Source organism: Nocardia niigatensis NBRC 100131 (genome assembly GCF_000308655.1).
Lineage (GTDB): Bacteria > Actinomycetota > Actinomycetes > Mycobacteriales > Mycobacteriaceae > Nocardia > Nocardia niigatensis.
On record NZ_BAGC01000026.1, the window covers coordinates 35,451 to 49,321 of the forward strand.

Below are 13,871 nucleotides of genomic sequence, written 5' to 3' on the forward strand. Positions count from 1 at the left end.
CTCGCTAGGCAGCAAACGCTCCAAGGATGCGGGACGCGTCCGGGCAATGTCCAGCAAAAGCCAGAGGGCTTTACAGACCGAATTCGTGCGGGTCCAAACGCAGAACCTGACAAGCCTCGCGAATCACCGTGAGTGCGTGTGCGCCGAGTTCGCCCTCGGCTTGCCCGACGATCAGACCGATCCGCACCACCGCGGCCGCCTGCTCGGGATGACCGGTCGCCTTGGCGATCTGCGCCATCACATAGGCGTGCCCGAAAGCCGGATCCATGATGAGCCGGGCGCAGTTGTCCTCGAACAGATTTCGCAGGTCCTCGGGGGAACGCAGGCGCAGGACCTCGTGCGCGCCGACCATCTGCGCCACCCGCATGCGCGCCGCGGGATCGATGCGCCCGTCGGTTGCGGACAGCACCGCGCACATGCCCAGCGCCGCATCCCGGAAGGCGTCGCCCCACAGGTCGTTTCGCGGCGGCGTGGGTACGGACCGCCCGTCGGGCGGCGCACCGGCCGAATCGATGTGCGGGGCAGCCGGGGAGACCAGCCGATTCGTGAACGCCATGACACACTCCGAAAACTCGCCGAACCCTGGGACCTCCCCGAGTCCCGGCCCGGATCGTGCGAACAACAATTCCGACAGTAACAGCCTGCCGCCCGGTAGGCCCGCAGAATTTCTCCGAATACTCGTGGGCAGCAACCTCACAGTAGTTTCCTGGCCACAGGCGCGGGGCGAATACCCTGCCACGCAATGAAATCGACATTCGATCGCAAACTCGCAACCGTCCTACGGCGCGGATCATGGGCCGGCGTGGCGGAATTCGCGGGAGTGTCGGCGAAGCTCAGGCGGTGAGCTCGCGCTCGAGCGGCGTCCGGAAGCGGGGGATGGGCCGGACATCGCCGTACCACGCCGCCAGGCGTTCGGCCTCCGCGGCGACGGCGCGCTCGGCGTCGGAACCCGCGTCCTCCAGCAGTCGCCACACGATCTCGCCGTCGGTCCGCTGCGCCCAGCCGCCGACGATGCGGCCGTCCCACCAGACCGTCGGTCCGACATTGCCATTGCGGTCGAACAGCGCGGGCTGATGCGGGCCGAGGTACCAGTCGCGGGACTGCCAGCCCATCAGGGTGGGGTCGAGGGCGGGCAGCAGCGCGGCCCAGGGCTCCGGGGCCGGCGTGGAGTCCAGGTCGTCGGCGAGGACCAGTCCGGTCTCGCCACCCAGGTCGACCTCGGCGGTGTCGACCAGGGCCAGCGCCTTGCGGACCTCGCCCAGCGTCCACCCGGTCCACCACTTGAGATCGCTCACCGGTGCGGGGCCGAAGGCGCGCAACCACTTCCGGACCAGCTCCGCCCGCGCCTGCTCCGCCGGCAGCGCCGGAATCCCGGCCGGCAGCCAGGATTCGATGGGCGCCCAGGTGTACTGGCTGCTGGCCCAGCTCCCATTGGGCCGCCCGCGCACGATCCGGCCCTCGCAGCCGAGTGTCACCAGCACCCAGGTGGTGATATTGGTCGGCTTGGAATAGGGCTTGCCCGGCGCGGTGTCGACCTGGGTCCGCAGCCGCGGCACCTCCCTGCTCAACTGGGCCCCGGTCGCGCTGCCCAGCGCCAGCAGCGCCGCGTGGGTCTCCGCCTCGACCTCGTCCCACCACGCCGTGATGCTCCCGGTCACCTCCCCGGACTGTTCGACGTAGCGCCCGTAGGTCTTGCGCTGCTTGTGCGCCAGCCCCTCCGCAACCGACGCCTGCAGCACCGGCACCAGATCGACCGGCGCCACGAACATGGTGCGCCGCATGGCCAGCATGCGCAGCAGCGTCCGATCGTCGTAGAGTGCCTTCTCCACGTGCCCGGGTTCGATGCCGATTCCGCGCGCCGCGACGGACAGGTACACGGTCGCGGGATCCGTGGCGTGCAGCACCACCATCGACCGCACGATCTGCTCGACCTCGTCGCCGCGCATCCCCGTGGCCAGCCGATGCCGCACCGCCAGCCGAGCCCGCCGCTCCGCGGCATCCATCGAACGCATGGTCGAATCCTAGCCTCCACCACCCGGATCCGGGCGCGCCCCGCCGCCGGGAAACGCCCGGCGTGGGTAACCAGCCGGGCCACGCGCACATGCGACGATGCCGGACGTGGCTGGCCGGTGGCGAGGGATGCGGGTGATCGGAGCGGTCGCGAGCGCGCTCGCGGCGACGGTGGTTGCGGCCCCGGTGGTTTCGAGCGCGCCGGCCGACGGTGTATCGATGCGCCCGGTGACCCTGACCGTCGACGGCGAGAACGCCACCGGCCGCGTCTACGAACCCGACGGCGGCGCACGGGGACTCATCGTGGCGGTGCACGGCCACGACGGCAGCGCCGGCGACTTCCCCGACTACCTGGCCTCGATCGTCCGGCAGACCGGCGCGGCCCTGGTCACCATGGATCAGCGTTCGGACACCGGCACCTGGAAGACCGGGGAGTGGAACGTCTGGGCGGGATGGCGGGACACCGTCGCCGCCACCCGGTGGTATCGCGGCGCACACCCCGGTATCGGGCCCACGGTGCTGTGGGGCTGGAGCCAGGGCGGCGTGACCAGCGGCCTGGCCGCCGCCTACGCCCCGCCCGGCACCTACGACTACTGGGTCGACACCTTCGGTCATGCCGGCGATGTCACCGCCTGGCTCGAATCCGGCCTGGCCGGACCGCGATTGCGGGCCGAGATCGAACGCGACGCGGGCGGCTGCACCCCGGTCACCTGCCCGCAGTCCTACCTCGACCGGTCGCCCGTGCTCATGACCAACCGCATCGACGTCAAGCGCGCGGTCCTGCTGCACGGCACGGCCGATGCGCAGGTGCCCTATACGCAGTCGCTCGAGATGCGCGCCGCGCTCACCCTTTCCGGCCACCCGGTGTCCATGTACACCGTGGTCAGCGGCCGCGATCTGGAGGGCCGCGTGGTGCCCGGCGCTCACGGCGTCAATCCGGTGTTCTTCGAATCCGGTTGTGTGGTCCAGCGATTGCTGCTCGGCAGCGAGCCGCTGGGTGGCGACCACGACTACCTGGTCGATGTGGCGGCCGGGGTGAACACCGCCCCGCCCGCGCCCCCGAACGCCAAATGCGCGGCCTGACCGCGATCACCTCGTACTGACCGCCCGTGCCGGACATCGACCGCGCGCCACCCCGACCCACCGCGGACACTACGCTCGGCATCGGAACAGGCGCGGCGAGACGGGATGAGGCGCAATGAAAGTCGTGGTGGCGGGAGCGACGGGAGCGATCGGACGGCCGCTGGTCACGGCGCTGCGGCAGGCCGGGCACCAGGTGTACGCACTCACCCGCGGCGGCCGCGGCGCCGAGGTCGCGCGCTCGCTCGGGGCCACCCCATTGGTCGCCAATGTCATGGACCGCTCGGACCTGATGCGCGCCACCGAGCGGCTCACCGCCGACGCGGTCATCCACGAGCTCACCTCCTACCGGTACTCGCCGCCGACGCACTATCACGCGCCGGGGCTGTTGCGCACCAACGCCTTACGCGAGATCGGCAGCAAGCACCTGGTCGAGCTGGCCCAGCGCACCGGGGCGCGCCGGTATCTCACCCAGTCGCTGATCGTCGGGTACGGCCTGCGCGACCACGGCCCGCGGCCGGTCACCGAGCAGGACCCGTTCGGCCGCATCCCCGGCGACGTCACCGACGGCATCATCGGCGCGCTGCACGAGGCCGAATCGAGTGCCTGGCGCGCGCCCGGCATCGACGGAATCGCCCTGCGCTACGGCCTCTTCTACGGTCCCGGCGCCTCGGAGAGCTTCGTGCGGGCGCTGCGGCTGCGCATGTTCCCGCTGCCCAGTTCCGGGACCGGATACATCGGCTTCGTCCACCTCGCCGACGCCGCCGCCGCGACCGTCGCCGCCCTCGAACGCGGCATGCCCGGTCAGGCCTACAACATCGTCGACGACGAGCCGATCACCTGGGACACCATGTTCGACGCCATGGCCGAGACCGTCGGCGCGCGGCCGCCGCGCCGGCTCCCGGCCCGCCTGGTCCGTATGGCCTCGCCGCTGGCGGCCGCCCAGATGCTGGACTTCTCCATTCGCGTCTCGAATGCCAAGGCGCGCGCCGAGCTGAGCTGGAAGCCGATGTACCCCAGCTATCGCGAGGGCCTGCCCACCCTGGCCGACGCGGCGCGGTGACCCCGGGCCGATATCGGGTGCCGGCCCGCCACCCGCTGTCGCCGGAACACTTTCCCGCCGAACACCGTTGATCATCGCGAACGCGGAGCGACAGGAAGGCAGCGATGACCACACCGGCGGACCCCTCGTACACCTGGCAGGGTGCGGACCTCGACCTGGACGCCTACCTGGCCCGGATCGGATTCACCGGCGAGCGCACGCCCACCCTGGCCACCCTGCGTGAACTGGTGCGCGCCCACACCACCACGATTCCGTTCGAGAATCTGGAGATCATTCTCGGCCGGGGCATCCCCCTGGAGCCGGAAGCGCTGCAGGACAAGCTGATCCGGCGGCGCCGCGGCGGCTACTGCTACGAGAACGTCGGCCTGTTCGCCGCCGCGCTGGAGCGGCTCGGCTTCGAGTTCACCGCCATGTCCGGCCGCGTCACCCGCGGCGCGACCAACCTGCGCCCGGCCACCCACGCGCTGTTGCGGGTGCGGGCCGTGGACGACGATCGGGTCTGGCTGTGCGACGTCGGCTTCGGCTGGGGTCCGCTCGAACCGGTCGAACTGGCCGCCGATCGCGGTGAATTCAGCGCGGGCGCATGGCGTTTCCAGCTGGAACGAACACGCGACGCGATCGGTGGCGATCTCTGGACGCTGTACCAGTTCGGCCGGGACGGCTGGGTGGACCGCCACACCTTCGTCACCACGCCGCAGTACCGCGTCGATTTCGCGGTGGGGAACCACTACGTGTCCACCTCGCCGCGCTCGCCGTTCACCATGCGGCCGTTCGTGCAGCGTTTCCACGCCGAGGCGCACCACCAGCTGGACGGCACCTCCTGGACCGCCAGTTATCCGGACGGTTCGGAGGAAGTGCGCGAACTGGAGGTCGCCGAGCTGCCGAAGGTGCTCGCGGAGGTCTTCGACATCGAGCTCGACGAGCCCGACGCGGTGCGCCTGACGCGCGCGGAGTGGGTGAAAGGTAGCTGAACGCCGTTTGTGTGCGGGAGCAAACGCGCACCAAACCGACTGGTCTATGTCTCGTCATAGATGCACTCCGACCAGCGAATTCGTGTGGGCAATCACGCGGCGGTCACACGATTGCGGCACAGATCTCACCGAGATCTCGCTCATATCTCACGCTGACGTCGGCGATCCGCGCGGCGCCCGCTACACTCGTGCGGGGAAACGCGCGGGCAACCGCGTTGTCACAGTCGTCTCGGAGAACTTCGGAGTAGTGCCATCGAAACCGGCCAAGTGATCGCAGGGCATTACCGCCTGGTCGAACGGATTGGTAGCGGCGGCACAGGTGTCGTCTGGCGAGCCGTGGATCAGCGGCTCGAACGTTCCGTGGCGGTCAAGCAGATCCTCACCCAGCCGAGCCTGTCGGATGCGGACAAGGACATCGTGCGGCAGCGTGCCGCGCGCGAGGCGCGCAACGCGGCCCGGTTCCAGCACCCGAACGCCATCGTCGTATTCGACATCACCGAGCACGAGGGTGACCCGTGCCTGGTGATGGAGTATCTGCCATCGCAGAGTCTGGCGGTGGTGCTGTCCGCGCAGGGCACGCTGCCGCTGCCGCAGGTCGCCCGCATCGGCGAACAGGTGGCATCCGCGCTCATCGCCGCGCATCGCGCCGGGATCGTCCACCGCGACGTCAAGCCCGGCAACATCCTGCTCGGCGACAACGGCGCGGTGAAGATCACCGACTTCGGCATCGCCAAGTCCAAGGGTGACGTCACCCTGACCGCCACCGGGCTCATCTCCGGCACCGCCGCCTACCTCGCCCCCGAGGTCGCGCGCGGCGCCGAGCCGACCCCGGCCGCGGACGTATTCGCCTTGGGCGCCACGCTCTTCCACGCTCTGGAAGGCGAACCGCCCTACGGCACCAACCCGAATCCGCTGGCGCTGCTGTACGCGGCCGCCAACGGCCAGATCAGCGAACCGCGCAATGCCGGACCGCTCAGCGATCTGCTGCTCAGCCTGCTCAGTTTCGAGCCGGAGGACCGGCCGAGCATGCTGGACGTGCGCGACATCATGGCCGAATTCGCCGAGGTGGGCCCGGATGCCGAGGCCACCCGGGTGCTGGCCGCCCGGCGCGCCGGCCCGGCCACCCCGTCGGCGGGCGCAGCACAGCGGCAGACCCGGCAGATGGAGCGCCGCGGATCGGCCAGTGCCGACATCCCGACCGGTGCCATGAGCCAGGCGCAGCTGCTGGAGACCCCGCCGCCGCGCCCGCCCATGAACGCCGGGCCGCCGACCCGCAATCACCCTGCGCCCGAATCGGATTCGGCGCCGGCCTCCAAGAAGAAGTTCGTCTGGATCGGACTCGCCGCGGTCGTCGTGATCGCCGGCGGCATCGTGTTCGGCCTGCTCGGCAACTCCGGATCGAGCGGCCCGTCGAGCGCGAGCGGGCAGACGACCTCCGCCAAGCCGTCGGTCACGGCCAGCGCCACCAAGGGCGCGCCCTCCGGGCTGGGTCAGACCAAGAGCACGTCGCCGGTCAGCGTGGGTACGGGCGCGGACGCCGTGGACAAGTTCTACGACGCCATCGTCTACAGCCGCTTCCAGGACGCGTGGAGCCGGCTCACCCCCGCCGCGCAGCAGGTGTACGGCAGTTCGACCGCGTTCCAGACCTACTGGACGCAGAATCCGATCCAGCGCTACTCGACCATCGAGGGCGCGCGGGGTTCGGACAGCACCAATGCCGATGGGTCGGTGGACATCTCACTGGCCAGCCTGACCACCAAGAACGGCAACAAGTCGGTGACGCTGCGGGTGATCGACCCGGGCAGCGGCAACCTGCTCATCGACAGTGACACCAAGTAGCAGCATTCGGCTGAAAGTACTGCGCCGCACCGGATCACCGGTGTGGCGCTGTTCTTTTCCGTAGCCCGCCCGGTCGTTCAACGGTGCTCGGCGTTCCCCGCCGCGACCGCGGCCAGCAGCCGCAGCGCGTCGGCGCTGGGAGAGCCAGGCTCGACGTGGTGGGCGACCATGGCCTGGTCGGAATCGTCGGGGAGCCGGAAGGTTTCGAAGCCGAGCTCCAGGCGGCCCACGATCGGATGCCGGTAGATATGGCCGCCGAAGGTCTTGTCCTCGAGCTCGTGCCGCTGCCACAGTTTCGCGAATTCCGGGGGCGGCGCGGGTTGCGGTTCGCCTGGGGCGGCCAGGACGACGCGGATTCCATCGCCACCATCCGCCGCTCCGTCGAGGACCGGCGTGAACTGGATCGACACCGCCGCGGTCTACGGGCTCGGCCACTCCGAAGAAGTAGTCGCGAAGGCGATCCACGCACTGCCCGAGGCCGATCGGCCGTTCGTCTTCACCAAGGCCGGACTGGTCTGCGACGAGAACGACCGCGCCGCCGCGCCCAAGCGCATCATGGCCGCCGCCGGCGTCCGCCGCGAGCTCGAGGACTCGCTGCGCCGGCTGAACGTCGAGCGCATCGACCTCTACCAGGTGCACTGGCCCGACACCGGTGCCGCCCTGGACTTCTCGGCCCCGGACGGGGTGGAGCCCGCCGTGGCGACCCCGCTCGAGAAGTACTGGCAGACCATGGCCGACCTCGTCGAAGAGGGCAAGGTCCGCGCCATCGGACTGTCCAATCACGATGTGCCGCAACTGGGGATCGCCGAGGCCGTCGCCCATGTCGACGCCAGCCGGTCGCAGTTCTCGCTGATCAAGCGGGAAGCGGCCGGCGAATTGGCCTGGGCGGCAGCGCATCACACGGCGGCATCGTCTACCAGCCGCAGCACTCCGGCCTGCTGACCGGCGCTTTCTCCGCCGAGCGGGTCGCGAACCTGCCGGACGACGACTGGCGCAGGGCTTCCCGGAGTTCACCACCGAGCTCGACCGCAACCTCGCGCTGGTGGAGGCGCTGCGCCCGATCGCCGCGGCCCACGGCACCACCGTCGGATCGGTGGCCATCGCCTGGACGCTGACCCGGCCCGGTGTCACCGGCGCCATCGTCGGCGCCCGCCGCCCCGAGCAGGTAGGGTCGGGCGCATGGGTACGCGGATTCGATCGACGGCGCTGCTGGTGGGCGCGCTCGTGGTCTCCGCGTGGGCGGTGCTGTATCTGGCCGCCGCCACCCCTGATTCGCTGCTCGTCCTCGGTGCCGCCGCGCTGGTCGCGGTGACCGCGGCGGTGCTGTCGGCGCGCGGTCCGCTGCTCGCGGCCACCACCCACGTCGGTCCCGCGGAATCCGCCGGACGGCGGCGTCGCGGCGCCTTCCTGCGGCAGAGCAATCCCGACGCCCCGGGCCGCCCGCGCCCGCGCGCACCCGGAGCCCTCGCGGCCTGACCGCGCCCGCGCGACCTGACCGGTCGGGCGCCGTCGGGTTCTTCGCCGTCCCGAATCCCCCTTCGCCCGCACGCGTGTGCGGGCAGTGCGCAGCGAGGTGCTCCCGTGCTCGATTTCATCTACTACCCCGTGTCCGCCGTGTTGTGGTTGTGGCACACCGCCTTCGCGTCGGTGCTCGGCGCGACCAGTGGCCTGGCCTGGGTGCTGGCCATCGTGTTCCTGGTCATGACCCTGCGGGCGCTGCTGATCCGCCCGTTCATCGCGCAGCTGAAGTTCTCCCGGGCGCTGGCCGAGATGCAGCCCAAACTGCAGGAGATCAAGCGCAAGCACGCGGGCGACCGCGAGCAGCAGGCGCTGGCCATGCAGGAGCTGCAGAAGGAGTCCGGCGTCAACGTCCTGACCGGATTCCTGCCGATCATCGGCCAGACGGTGGTCTTCATCGGCCTCTATCACGTGCTGCGGTCCTTCCAGCCCGGTCACACCGAGAACTACGTCTTCAATGCCGGGCAGGTGCAGTCCTTCCTGGATGCCAAACTGTTCGGCGCGCCGCTGGAAGCCACCCTGTCCACGGCGGGTTCGTCGTTCGGAACCGTTGCCGCCGTGGCGATTCCGCTCATGATCATCGCCGCGATCGCCACCCACTTCACGGCCCGCGCCGCCGTCGCCCGCCAGCCGGAACCGGCCGAGGGCGCGGCGGGCTCGCAGGTGCGGATCATGAACACGCTCTCGCAATGGGTGTTCCCCGCGGGCGCTCTGCTGGTCGGGCCCGTCATGCCGATCGCCATCCTGCTGTACTTCGTCACCCAGAACGCGTGGACCTTCGCCCAGCAACATCTGGTGGCCGCCCGCTTCGGCCCGGAGGCCGCCCGCGACACGGTCTGAGCGCGGCCGCCGCCCGCCCGCCATAACCGCCGGTCCGGCGCATGTTCGCGGGTCGCGGGCCCCGAACGCGCGCGCGGGCTCGGCCGCGACGTAAAGCGCTGGCGGTGACCCGATAGGCTGGTAGCTGGTCGCAAGCGGTTTCGGCCGCATCGCGAACCCCTGGACAACCAGCACAGACAAGGACTGCACAGCGCTATGACTAGCCGCATCGAGCTCGCCCGCGTGGATCTGCGCGGACGTACTCCCACTGCTGCCGAACTGCGCGCGGCGCTGCCGCGTGGGGGCGTCGACGTGGACTCGGTGCTGCATCATGTCCGGCCGGTCGTGGAGGCCATCCGGGACCGGGGCGTCGAGGCCGCGCTGGAATTCAGCGAGAAGTTCGACGGTGTGCGGCCCGCCTCCGTGCGCGTGCCCGCCGCCGAACTGGACAGGGCCCTCGCCGAGCTGGACCCGGCCGTGCGCGCCGCCCTCGAGGTCGCCATCGAGCGCACCCGCAAGGTGCACAACGATCAGCGCCGCACCGACAAGACCACCCAGGTGGTGCCCGGCGGCACCGTGACCGAGCGGTGGGTGCCGGTCGAGCGGGTCGGCCTGTACGTGCCGGGCGGCAACGCCGTCTACCCGTCCTCGGTCGTCATGAACGTGGTGCCCGCCCAGGCCGCGGGCGTGGAGTCGCTGGTCGTGGCCTCGCCGCCGCAGGCGCAGTTCGGTGGCCTGCCGCACCCGACCATCCTGGCCGCCGCCCGGCTGCTGGGCGTCGAGGAGGTGTGGGCGGTCGGCGGTGCGCAGGCCGTGGCGCTGCTGTCCTACGGCGGCGCCGACACCGACGGCGCGCAGCTGGAACCGGTCGACCTGATCACCGGCCCGGGCAATATCTACGTGACCGCCGCCAAGCGGCTGTGCCGCGGCCTGGTCGGCATCGACGCCGAGGCCGGGCCCACCGAGATCGCCATCCTCGCCGATGCCACCGCCGACCCGGTGCACGTGGCCGCCGACCTCATCTCGCAGGCCGAGCACGACGTGCTGGCCGCCAGCGTGCTGGTGACCGACAGCGTCGAGCTCGCCGACGCCGTGGACGCGGCGCTGACCGCGCAGCTGACCGTGGTCAAGCACCACGACCGGGTCGCGGAAGCGCTGTCCGGCAAGCAGTCCGGCACCGTGCTGGTCGACGACATCGCCCAGGGCCTGCGCGTGGTCAACGCCTACGCGGCCGAGCACCTGGAGATCCAGACCGCCGATGCCGCCGCCGTCGCGGCCCGGGTGCGTTCGGCCGGAGCGGTTTTCGTCGGCGCTTGGTCGCCGGTCTCGCTGGGCGACTACTGTGCCGGCTCCAACCACGTGCTGCCCACCGCCGGATGCGCCCGGCACTCTTCGGGTTTGAGCGTGCAGACCTTCCTGCGCGGCATCCACGTCGTCGAGTACTCGGAGGCGGCGCTGAAGGACGTCTCCGGGCATGTGGTCGCGCTGGCCAATGCCGAGGACCTGCCCGCACACGGCCAGGCCGTGCAGGCGCGATTCGGAGAGCTGCGGTGAGCGCCCAGGCCGGCCTGGAAGAAGGCGCCGTGACCGTTCCTGGATCCAGCATCTCGCTCGATGATCTGCCGCTGCGGGAGAACCTGCGCGGTAAAAGCCCGTATGGCGCACCGCAATTGACCGTGCCGGTACAGCTGAACACCAACGAGAACCCGCACCCGCCGAGCAAGGCCCTCGTCGACGATGTCGCAGAATCCGTGCGCGCGGCGGCCGCCGACCTGCACCGGTACCCGGATCGCGACGCGGTCCAACTGCGCAGCGATCTGGCCGCCTACCTGACCCGGCAGACCGGTGTCGCGGTGGGCGTGGCGAACGTGTGGGCCGCCAACGGCTCCAACGAGATCCTGCAGCAGCTGCTGCAGGCCTTCGCCGGACCCGGCCGCAGCGCACTGGGTTTCGTGCCCTCGTACTCGATGCACCCGATCATCTCCGAGGGCATCGACACCGAGTGGATCGAGGCCAAGCGCAATGGCGACTTCTCCCTCGACATCGACTTCGCGGTGCTCACCGTGGGGGAGAAGAATCCCGACGTGGTGTTCGTGACCAGCCCCAATAACCCGACGGGCCACAGCATTCCGATCGCGGACCTGGAACGGATCCTCGAGGCCGCGCCCGGCATCGTGGTGGTGGACGAGGCGTACGGCGAGTTCTCCTCCGCCCCCAGCGCGATCGGCCTGATCGACAAGTACCCCACCAAGCTGGTGGTCAGCCGCACCATGTCGAAGGCGTTCGCCTTCGCCGGCGGCCGGCTCGGTTACCTGGTGGCCGCGCCCGCGGTCGTCGACGCCATGCTGCTGGTGCGCCTGCCCTACCACCTGTCCGTGGTCACCCAGGCCGCCGCGCGGGCGGCGCTGCGGCACGCGGACGAGACCCTGGGCAGCGTCCACGAATTGGCCGCCCAGCGCGATCGCGTCATGTCGGCGCTCGACGAGATGGGCTACGACGTCATCCCGTCCGACGCCAACTTCGTGCTGTTCGGCCGCTTCGCCGACGCGCCGCGCGCCTGGCAGCACTACCTCGACGAGGGCGTGCTCATCCGCGATGTCGGCATCCCCGGCTACCTGCGCGCCACCATCGGCCTGGCTGCCGAGAACGACGAATTCCTGCGCGTCAGCGCGAAACTGGCGTCCGAGGAGCTGATCGCCCGATGACTACCCCCGACCGCATCGCCCGGGTCGAGCGCACCACCCGCGAATCCAGCATCGTGGTGGAGCTCAACCTGGACGGCTCCGGCAAGACCGACATCTCCACCGGCGTCCCCTTCTACGACCACATGCTGACCGCCTTCGGCCAGCACGGCAGCTTCGACCTCACCGTCCAGGCCAAGGGCGACATCGAGATCGAGGCCCACCACACCGTCGAGGACACCGCCATCGTCATCGGCCAGGCGCTGGGTCAGGCGCTGGGCGACAAGAAGGGCATCCGCCGCTTCGGCGACTGCTTCATCCCCATGGACGAGACTCTCGCGCACGCCGTCGTCGACGTGTCCGGGCGGCCGTACTGCATGCACACCGGGGAGCCGGATCACATGCTGCACACCATCATTCCGAGCGTCGCGCCGACCGCGTCCTATTCGACCGTGATCAACCGGCACGTGTTCGAGTCCATCGCGCTCAACGCCCGCATCGCCCTGCATGTGCGCGTGCTCTACGGCCGCGACCAGCACCACATCACCGAGGCCGAGTACAAGGCCGTCGCCCGGGCGCTGCGCGCGGCGGTCGAATACGACCCGCGCGTCTCCGGCGTCCCCTCCACCAAGGGCTCGCTATGACCAAGAGGATCGCGCTGCTGGACTACGGCTCCGGCAACCTGCACTCGGCGAGCCGCGCTCTGGCCCGCACGGGCGCCGACGTCACCATCACCGCCGACCCCGAGATCGCGCTCAACGCGGACGGTCTCGTGGTTCCCGGGGTCGGCGCGTACGCCGCCTGCATGGCCGGCCTGCTGTCCGTGCGCGGCGACCGCATCATCGGCAGGCGGCTCTCCGGCGGCCGCCCGGTGCTCGGCATCTGCGTCGGCATGCAGATCCTGTTCGAGCGCGGTGTCGAATTCGGCGTCGAGACCGAGGGCTGCGGCGAATGGCCCGGCACGGTCGAGCGCCTGGACGCGCCGATTCTGCCGCACATGGGCTGGAACACGGTCAAGGCTCCCGACGACAGTGTCCTGTTCGCGGGCATGGACGCCGACACCCGCTTCTACTTCGTGCACTCCTATGCCGCCCAGCACTGGGCCTGGACCGAGGACGACGGCTCCCAGATCGCCCCGGCCAAGCTGACCTGGGCCGAGCACGGCGTCCCGTTCCTCGCCGCGGTGGAGAACGGGCCGTTGAGCGCCACCCAGTTCCACCCGGAGAAGTCCGGCGACGCGGGCGCTCAGCTGCTGCGCAACTGGATCGACTCGATCTGATCGATCGGCCCCGAACGACCGAAACCCCCGCCACCGGCGGGGGTTTCGCTCTTTTTCAGGCCGCGGCGGGCTGCGGCCGGGTGCCGACCGACCAGACCGGGTTGGAGGCGACGCTCGAGAACCGCCAGCCCTCGGTGGTGCGGACGGCGTCGAAGCGGTAGACCTCGCCCAGGGTGAGGCGAGGCTGCGCGCCGAGGCTCGGGTCCTGGGCAGGACCCCAGGCGAAGATGACCACGAGATTGGCGCGAACCGTGGCGGTGTCGCCATCCAGATCGACGAGTATCCCGCTGATGACGTGCTGGATTCGCCTGTCGGGGAAGTGGTTTCGACTGGCCTGGGTGACCAGTGCGCGGCGGCCGACGGCCAGACCGCCGGGCGTGCGCGCGGTGGCATCGGCGGTGTAGAGGGCGGCGAGTTCGTCCCAGTCGCCCTCGTCGAGGGCGCGCCCGAGGCGGTGGACGAGTTCGGTGATCTCGAATTTGTCGGCCAGATCCCGGATCTGCCGGGTGCTGGTGTCGATCGCGTTCATGGCTACGGTCTTTCGACGAGATTGTTGGTAAGTCCAACGTTGGTGAAGCCAATGTAGCCGATCGTGGGTCTCCCCAACAAGT

15 protein-coding genes and 1 pseudogene are annotated in these 13,871 nt (G+C 70.3%); 12 read left to right on the top strand and 4 right to left on the bottom strand.

From position 1 onward, the window contains the following. Positions 1-70 precede the first annotated feature (70 nt). Complete coding sequence (locus ON33_RS07260) at positions 71-556, bottom strand: tellurite resistance TerB family protein (RefSeq protein ID WP_051151743.1); 486 nt, start codon at positions 554-556, stop codon at positions 71-73. A gap of 277 nt (positions 557-833) precedes the next feature. Beyond that, the gene (locus ON33_RS07265) at positions 834-2,012 is read right to left on the bottom strand and encodes a winged helix DNA-binding domain-containing protein (protein ID WP_040856810.1); all 1,179 of its coding nucleotides are present in this window, start codon (positions 2,010-2,012) and stop codon (positions 834-836) included. Between the two features lie 217 nt (positions 2,013-2,229). Between ON33_RS07265 and ON33_RS07270 the strand changes: the two genes are divergently transcribed. The 4 genes from ON33_RS07270 (at position 2,230) to ON33_RS07285 (ending at position 6,963) form a co-directional block, all read left to right on the top strand. Beyond that, complete coding sequence (locus tag ON33_RS07270; protein WP_245550336.1) at positions 2,230-3,093, top strand: alpha/beta hydrolase family protein; 864 nt, start codon at positions 2,230-2,232, stop codon at positions 3,091-3,093. Between the two features lie 115 nt (positions 3,094-3,208). Beyond that, positions 3,209-4,153: an NAD-dependent epimerase/dehydratase family protein gene (locus ON33_RS07275; protein WP_040856814.1), complete on the top strand. Its 945-nt coding sequence runs from the start codon at positions 3,209-3,211 to the stop codon at positions 4,151-4,153. Positions 4,154-4,257: 104 nt separating this feature from the next. Further along, entirely contained in the window at positions 4,258-5,124 is an 867-nt protein-coding gene (locus tag ON33_RS07280) for an arylamine N-acetyltransferase family protein (RefSeq protein WP_040856816.1), read from the top strand. A 267-nt stretch (positions 5,125-5,391) separates the two neighbouring features. Next, on the top strand, positions 5,392-6,963 hold the full coding sequence (locus ON33_RS07285; protein ID WP_040856818.1) for a protein kinase domain-containing protein: 1,572 nt from the start codon (positions 5,392-5,394) through the stop codon (positions 6,961-6,963). 77 nt (positions 6,964-7,040) lie between these two features. Here ON33_RS07285 and ON33_RS39415 read toward each other — a convergent pair whose 3' ends face one another. Continuing rightward, complete coding sequence (locus tag ON33_RS39415; RefSeq protein ID WP_051151744.1) at positions 7,041-7,373, bottom strand: MmyB family transcriptional regulator; 333 nt, start codon at positions 7,371-7,373, stop codon at positions 7,041-7,043. On the opposite strand from ON33_RS39415, the gene ON33_RS43930 reads away from it, so the two are divergent. From ON33_RS43930 to hisH, 8 genes and pseudogenes are all read left to right on the top strand, one after another. After that, positions 7,357-7,905, top strand: coding sequence for an aldo/keto reductase (locus ON33_RS43930; RefSeq protein WP_051151745.1), 549 nt, complete (start codon positions 7,357-7,359; stop codon positions 7,903-7,905). The genes ON33_RS39415 and ON33_RS43930 overlap by 17 nt on opposite strands. Positions 7,906-8,005: 100 nt before the next feature. After that, positions 8,006-8,071: pseudogene (locus tag ON33_RS44355) on the top strand (hypothetical protein); the annotation flags it as partial. Positions 8,072-8,142: 71 nt separating this feature from the next. After that, complete coding sequence (locus tag ON33_RS07295) at positions 8,143-8,439, top strand: DUF6412 domain-containing protein (protein ID WP_040856820.1); 297 nt, start codon at positions 8,143-8,145, stop codon at positions 8,437-8,439. A 105-nt stretch (positions 8,440-8,544) separates the two neighbouring features. After that, positions 8,545-9,321, top strand: a complete 777-nt coding sequence (yidC, locus tag ON33_RS07300) for a membrane protein insertase YidC (protein WP_040856821.1) — start codon at positions 8,545-8,547, stop codon at positions 9,319-9,321. A gap of 195 nt (positions 9,322-9,516) precedes the next feature. After that, positions 9,517-10,854 (top strand): histidinol dehydrogenase, encoded by a 1,338-nt coding sequence (gene hisD, locus ON33_RS07305; RefSeq protein WP_040856823.1) that lies wholly within the window; start codon positions 9,517-9,519, stop codon positions 10,852-10,854. 29 nt (positions 10,855-10,883) lie between these two features. After that, a complete protein-coding gene (locus tag ON33_RS07310; RefSeq protein ID WP_040857021.1) occupies positions 10,884-12,005 on the top strand; it encodes a histidinol-phosphate transaminase in 1,122 nt (373 codons plus the stop codon). Further along, positions 12,002-12,625, top strand: a complete 624-nt coding sequence (hisB, locus tag ON33_RS07315) for an imidazoleglycerol-phosphate dehydratase HisB (protein ID WP_040856824.1) — start codon at positions 12,002-12,004, stop codon at positions 12,623-12,625. The genes ON33_RS07310 and hisB overlap by 4 nt, the downstream gene beginning before the upstream one ends. After that, positions 12,622-13,260 carry an imidazole glycerol phosphate synthase subunit HisH gene (gene hisH, locus ON33_RS07320; protein WP_040856826.1) on the top strand — a complete coding sequence of 213 codons (639 nt, stop codon included), beginning with the start codon at positions 12,622-12,624 and terminating at the stop codon, positions 13,258-13,260. Before hisB ends, hisH begins: the two co-directional genes overlap by 4 nt. A gap of 55 nt (positions 13,261-13,315) precedes the next feature. Here the strand turns inward: hisH and ON33_RS38015 are convergent, their stop codons facing one another. Further along, on the bottom strand, positions 13,316-13,789 hold the full coding sequence (locus ON33_RS38015) for a nuclear transport factor 2 family protein (protein WP_051151746.1): 474 nt from the start codon (positions 13,787-13,789) through the stop codon (positions 13,316-13,318). Positions 13,790-13,871 lie beyond the last annotated feature (82 nt).

Bases quoted from the DNA above. Each gene is read 5' to 3' on its own strand.
- hisB (WP_040856824.1), top strand. From the start codon at position 12,002: ATGACTACCCCCGACCGCATCGCCCGGGTCGAGCGCACCACCCGCGAA.
- ON33_RS07275 (WP_040856814.1), top strand. From the start codon at position 3,209: ATGAAAGTCGTGGTGGCGGGAGCGACGGGAGCGATCGGACGGCCGCTG.
- ON33_RS07260 (WP_051151743.1), bottom strand. From the start codon at position 556: ATGGCGTTCACGAATCGGCTGGTCTCCCCGGCTGCCCCGCACATCGAT.
- ON33_RS07270 (WP_245550336.1), top strand. From the start codon at position 2,230: ATGCGCCCGGTGACCCTGACCGTCGACGGCGAGAACGCCACCGGCCGC.
- ON33_RS07280 (WP_040856816.1), top strand. From the start codon at position 4,258: ATGACCACACCGGCGGACCCCTCGTACACCTGGCAGGGTGCGGACCTC.
- hisD (WP_040856823.1), top strand. From the start codon at position 9,517: ATGACTAGCCGCATCGAGCTCGCCCGCGTGGATCTGCGCGGACGTACT.
- ON33_RS38015 (WP_051151746.1), bottom strand. From the start codon at position 13,789: ATGAACGCGATCGACACCAGCACCCGGCAGATCCGGGATCTGGCCGAC.
- ON33_RS07265 (WP_040856810.1), bottom strand. From the start codon at position 2,012: ATGCGTTCGATGGATGCCGCGGAGCGGCGGGCTCGGCTGGCGGTGCGG.
- ON33_RS07295 (WP_040856820.1), top strand. From the start codon at position 8,143: ATGGGTACGCGGATTCGATCGACGGCGCTGCTGGTGGGCGCGCTCGTG.
- hisH (WP_040856826.1), top strand. From the start codon at position 12,622: ATGACCAAGAGGATCGCGCTGCTGGACTACGGCTCCGGCAACCTGCAC.